Raw genomic sequence first — 5,920 nt, forward strand, 5'->3', positions numbered from 1 at the left:
GCTAAAGGACACCAGTCCAGCCCCTCTCCCGGGTGACGGCTTGGGGGAAACAAGCCGGACCCGAGTTGGCGACCACGGCGGCTCAAGCGCCGGGTACCTGTGAAAACCCCCGGAAAGAGGCGGCGTCCCTAGATCAAAGCGGCCTCCACTGCCGCGAGATTCTACCAGAGAGGCTGCCTCAATCCGCCTGCGATACTTACCAGCAGGGGGGTAGAGTAGCTCCAAACGGACGTGAAGAGTCGGGTCGGAGGTCCTTGAGCTACGTACTAGTGTACAGTGCTGCCTGCCACCACACACGGTGACAGCACGTGCAACCCATCACGCAGTCCCGACACATCCCGGAGGTAGTAAGCCGCGAAAACACAGGGAGTGGCCCAGGCGGCTGCTCGGAGGACGTCCGAGAGTGCAAAAGTAGATTGTAGTGCGATTGATGCTGCCAGGGCGCGGATTTCGTGGACACTAGTAGAGGCCAGGCGAGCGTCCTCTGTGGAAGCGTGGCTGTACGCAAGCTTTAGTAGTTTAACTACCCATGCCGAAATCGTGGCTTTGGCCACCGGCTGGCCACCCTGCCGGAGAGAAAGGAAGAAGCGTTTCCGGTTGGGCGATCGCTTTCCTGCCCATGAGTGGTAAGAACGGAGCGCTCGGACTGGGCACAAAGCCAGCTCACCAGGGTCGTCGGTAATCGCCGAAAGGGAGCGGATGACGATCGGCTGATAGCGGGATTCCCCTTCTGCCGTGGAACGGATCTTGGGGAGGTACCCCGGGAATGGTTCCAGGATAGCCCCGGTGCGAGTGAAGGTAATGCGTCGGGGATCAATGGCATGAATGTCGCCCCGCCTTCGCGCCGAGGCCAGCAGAAGTAGGAACACCGTCTTGGCCGACCGCCATAGTGGCTTGGTAGGGTCCACAGGGGAGAAGGGGGGTCTGGCTAGGACCCTGAGAACTAAGTTGAGGTCCCACCGAGGGAAGGTGAAGCAACTCCGCGGCCGTTCTACCCGGAAGGAGCGGAGCAACCGGGAGACGTGGTAGGAGTCGGTTAGGGACCGACCCACTGCGCCCCATACTGAATGAATGGCTGACCTATAGCCATCAATAGAGGACGGAGCGAGAGTCTCGTCCTGGAATAAGTGAAGAAAGAAGTCACAGACTTCAGTCACAGGGGCTTGCAGCGGATCGGTATCCCGTCGCTCACACCAAAGAGCAAACTTCGCCCATTTTGAGTCGTAGATGCTCTGTGTGGAGGGGCGGAGTTGGCCAGTGGCGACTCTGCGCGACACCTCTGTAGAAAATCCCTGGACAGACGCCTGTCGGAAGATAGTCGACAGGCGTGTAGATCGAGGGAATGGATCGCGCCGAACCGACGGGCGTTGTGGGGCATCCCGATCAGATCCTGCTGGGGAGGGAGCGTGATCGGATGGTCGATCAGCAGGCTCAGAAGTAGCGGGAACCAAGGACGATTGGGCCACCGCGGGGCGACGAGAGTCACCAGGCACTGAGACTCTGTCGCGATCTTCGTGAGCACCTCCGCCAGCATGGGCCACGGTGGAAAGAGATACGCATCCATCCCGTGCCACGCGCAGGACATGGCGTCGACCGCGAAGGCCTGGGGATCTGGGTATGGGCTGATGTAGGTCGGGAGCTGATGGGTCAGCTCCGTCGCCATCAGGTCGATGGTCGGTTTGCCCCACACCGTCCAGAGCTGGGCCGCCACTTGACGGTTCAGTGTCCACTCGGTGTTGACCACCTGGTCGGCCCTGGAAAGGAGGTCGGCGGTGCGGTTCAAGCGACCGGGAATGTGCCGAGCTCGGATCGTCATTTCCAGGTCCAGGACCAGGGCAAAAAGATCCTGGGTGATGTCCATGAGAATCATGGAATGGGTGCCCCCTTGACGGTTGATGTACGAAACAGCCGTCGTGTTGTCGGAGGCCACCAGGATCTGTTTGCCTTTCCAGAATGGAGGATCGGCCTGCAGTGCGCGCAGGACTGCGAGGAGTTCGAGAGCGTTGATAGAGAGGAGGCGGTCGTCGGCGGACCACTCCCCTTGCGCTCTGAAGCCCACCGCGTGTGCACCCCAGCAAAGATTGCTGGCATCGGTGTACAGGGTTATCTGTGGGACATACGGCCCCAGTGGAACACCCGCCGATATGTGTGTGCGATCCATCCACCACTGGAGAGCCGCGCGGGCTGGGAGATCCAGGAGAACCTCCCGACCCAAGCTGTGGACCCCTATCTTGAACTGCCGACGAAGGCAGAAATGGATCGGGCGAATGTGGAGCCTGCCGAGAGGAACCAGCTTCTCCAGAGACGTGAGGGTGCCCAGTAGGGAGAGCCACGTTCGAGCTGGAGCTGAGCCCAAGTGGGCCATCCGCTGGCAGGCTAGGAGGGACGCCTGAATGCGACCCGGCGGGGGACAGCGCAGTCCCACATCCGTCCGAAAGCGTACCCCTACGTAGACGAAGTCCCGAGATGGCTCTAGCTCGGACTTGTCGAGATTCACCCCCAGACCCATCCGGTACAACAGGGAGATTGTGGTGTCCGTCCACCGGCGACAAAGATCTGACGACGGGGCCCGAATGAGCAGGTCGTCCAAATAGCGGTGAAAGAGGACGCCTTGGGTGTGAAGGTGAATCGCTAGGGGCGCCAGAAGACGTGTGCAGACCAGAGGAGCAGGGGCCAGACCGAAAGGAAGGGCCCGGAACTGAAAGACTTCTCCTGCTACCACAAACCGGAGGTACTTCCGGAACCACGGAGCGATGGGAATGTGGAAGTAGGCGTCCGTCAGATCTACCGAAGTTGCCCAGTCTCCGGGTTGGATGGCTGCCGCAATGGTCCCTACTGTCTCCATCTGGAAATGGGGACAGAGGAGCACACGGTTGAGGGGGCGCAGGTTGATCACTGGCCGGAGTTGCCCATTCTTCTTGGGAACCAAGAAGATGTGGGAATAGAAGCCCAGGGACTCCGGTCGAGACACCTTTTCCACTGCCTGCTTCCGCAGGAGGGTCTGGATCTCCTGGATCAGCACTGCACGATTGCCTGACGTTGCTGACTCGTGTGCGCTCCATCGGCGAGTCAACGGAGGGCGCGTGCCTGAGAAAGTCGGGGCGTAGCCCTGATCGATGACCGAAAGAACCCAAGGGTCGTCGGTGATCTCGCGCCACGACGTCAGGTAGCGCGACAAGCAGCCGCCGACAGGCCGCTCGTCGGCGCAAGAAAGGGAGCCTGGGAAGGCTCGAGGTCCGTGGATTGACGGTAAGTCAATCGCGTTTGGACTGGTGGCGCTGGGGTCCCTCCTGCCGCCGCCGGTGTTTGTTAGGCCGGCGATGGGGCTGCCCGGTAGGTCGGCGAGGTCCGGAGGCAGATCCGGAAGGGGGACGTGAATGGGGTCCCGATCTCCGACCTGGTTGGGAGAGGTGCTTGCTCCCCCCGGCCTGCGGGGGGGCCGCCGAGGAGGGACGGTGGGAGGCTGCAGACAGCTTGAGCGATGCCAGCTGGCGTGTGGACTCATGCTGTGCGTCCTCCCGCGCCGCCGTGGTGACTTCGGGGAGGGTAGGAAACAGGTCCTTGGATCTGAAGGATCCGTTCCGGAGCGACCTGCGATGACGGGGACCCAAGTAGGACCTCAACTTGGGAATAAACTTGTCGCGCTGGGCTAGCGCTAAGTTTACATCTACCCCCACTGTTGCTCCCATATTGTCTGACATGGACAATTCGGCGTGAGCTTGAAAATCCGCGGCAGACTCCGCCACGGCTTCGAGCTGGGAGATGGTGTCGTAGACGGCATCCCTGCCAAGGGTGGGAAGGGCAGCCTTCAAGCTTGCCATTCCGCGCCGTACCTGGTTCCACTCCGCCGAGGCACCGCCTATGAAGTGGCGGGCGTAGGAGGCCGAAGTCAACGCCGTCCGCGTGAACCGATCCACGGTCTCACGAAACTTCCTGGACAGGGACAGAGGCCCTTTGGCCTGGCGGTCCACTGCCTCGTCATCGGGAAAGGTGGACACTTCTCGGAAGCCCCGAGGGCGGTCCCGGGCCCGGTGCAGGAACGTATCTTCGTTCGCCGCCTCATACCTGGAGCAGGTTCTTCTAAGTACTGAGGGGGCGAAGGGTGTGTTGGTGGTCGCCTCCGGCTGACGATCCAATGAGGTGTGGGACACCTCGTACCACTTGTCGAGGCTGGAGTGGGGATCCAGACCTCGGACGTTCCTGTGTCGGGCCCTCCTTTCCGGATGGCTGACGGGCTCGTTCTTAGAGGCCAGAGGGGTGGCCCTCCCCGACTCCACGAGTCGTTGCATAGCCTCCCTAAAAGTAGAGAAGCCCCCCTCCGGAACGGAGTCCGGGATGCGTTCTGTTGACGGTGAGCGGAAACGTGCTCTGCGTCCGGAGGGGGAGCGGGAGTGCGACCTGTCAGAGCCAGACGATCTGGAGCGAGTCCTGCGAGCCCAGGATCCGGGAGGTGAGCCTTCAGAAGCAGGGGACAGCGACCTAGAGTCGCGAGTCCTACGGCGTCTAGGTGGTGACCAGCGCGCCCTCTTGCGCCCCCGGGAGGAGCCTAGGTGGCCGTCCTCCCACTCGCCGGCTGGCGGGGCCTGGTGGGCCATCCCCCAGGATTCCTGGGAGGCAGGGGGCCAAGGAGCGGCGAACTTCGCTCGGAGCAGGATCGGGAGGGGGGATGACGAGGGGTCCCCTCCTGGCCTCCCAGCATCAGCCTGGGAGGACGAAGATCCTGACCGCTCCCGGGCGCCACCTGGTGAACGGTGGGGCAGCGGGCGCGACGAGTCCCAGCTGGGATGTCGGTTGGCAGTATCCGATCTGGAAATAGAAAAGGAAGAAGGTGATAAGGGGCCCGAGGGGGCCCGGGACCGCCCCACGAGGGGGTACGAGGGTCCCTGGTGGGCCTCCTGCTCCTGCGGAGCGGAGGCGAAGGAAGCGCCACCCCCTGACGCAGACCGACTATTGAGGCGGTCCTCGATGCCGGCAATACGGGAAGACAGCGACGCCTCCTGGTGAGCCAGCAGGTCCCGAATCTGGGCGAGAACTTCGGGCAGGCCGACTGAAGTGGACGGCTCCGGTCTGGCTGGATCCGACAACGTCCCCGACGGCGGAGACGACGGGACAGCCCCAGACTGTTCAGGGGGTAAGGACTGCCCCCGAGGGGTAACGTCACACAAGTGGGAACCCGAGGGGGTAGGCTGGGAGGCCTCCTCGGAGTCCGGGACGGCCTGAGAGCTGGAACGATCACGCTCCCAGGCCGCCCGGCGCTTCGTGGAGGCCTGCAACTGTAATTCGGACCACCCTTTACAGTAATTGCATGCCATCCCTCCCGGGTTCCCACCAAGTTGGGTGCGCGGACACCCCCGGTGGGAAAAACAATGGGGATGCGAATCCCCCGTCGGAAGCTTCGCGTCGCACGACGGCTCCCGGCAATGGCGGCCGGCGGAAGACTTACCCGACTTCGACATGGCCGTACTACAGACACGCTTCAACAGAGACTCGCGAGTAAGCTAAAGGAGAGCTGACAGCTTCAAGCGCACTACAAGCAAGTAAGAAAGAGGGTACTTCCCTGTGAAGACGTGGCAGGTATACGTCCAGGCAGTAGAGACTGGGTAGGTTGGCTCCAAGGCAGATATACACTAGGCAGCTCCAAGGAGTCCGGCGTAGGTGCAGACGATCGTAGACAAACACGTCCAGAGTGCAACGCAGTCAGGAGGAAAATGGACGAATATATCTTCCCCCCGCTTGGTGGCGCATTGTAATGGGGTGAGCGCTAAGACCCCAGCGCATGCGCAGAGCGGGCGAGGGTGGGTGGCCTGATCATTAGGGGAAACTTTTTTTAGCCTGACTGGGTTCATGACCTTTGGGAGTAAAGGCAACTAATGGGAGCGAGGTAAGCTAATCGATAGGCAAATCAATAGAAAGATTTGTC

The 5,920-nt window shown here is 61.7% G+C and carries 1 protein-coding gene; it reads right to left on the minus strand.

Translation table 11 applies throughout. The features are described 5' to 3' along the window. Positions 1 to 1,153: 1,153 nt before the first annotated feature. Positions 1,154 to 2,059 (minus strand): hypothetical protein, encoded by a 906-nt coding sequence (locus QNJ43_RS26460; protein WP_300475007.1) that lies wholly within the window; start codon positions 2,057 to 2,059, stop codon positions 1,154 to 1,156. Positions 2,060 to 5,920 lie beyond the last annotated feature (3,861 nt).

The organism is Breoghania sp. (assembly GCF_030066895.1).
Lineage (GTDB): Bacteria > Pseudomonadota > Alphaproteobacteria > Rhizobiales > Stappiaceae > Breoghania.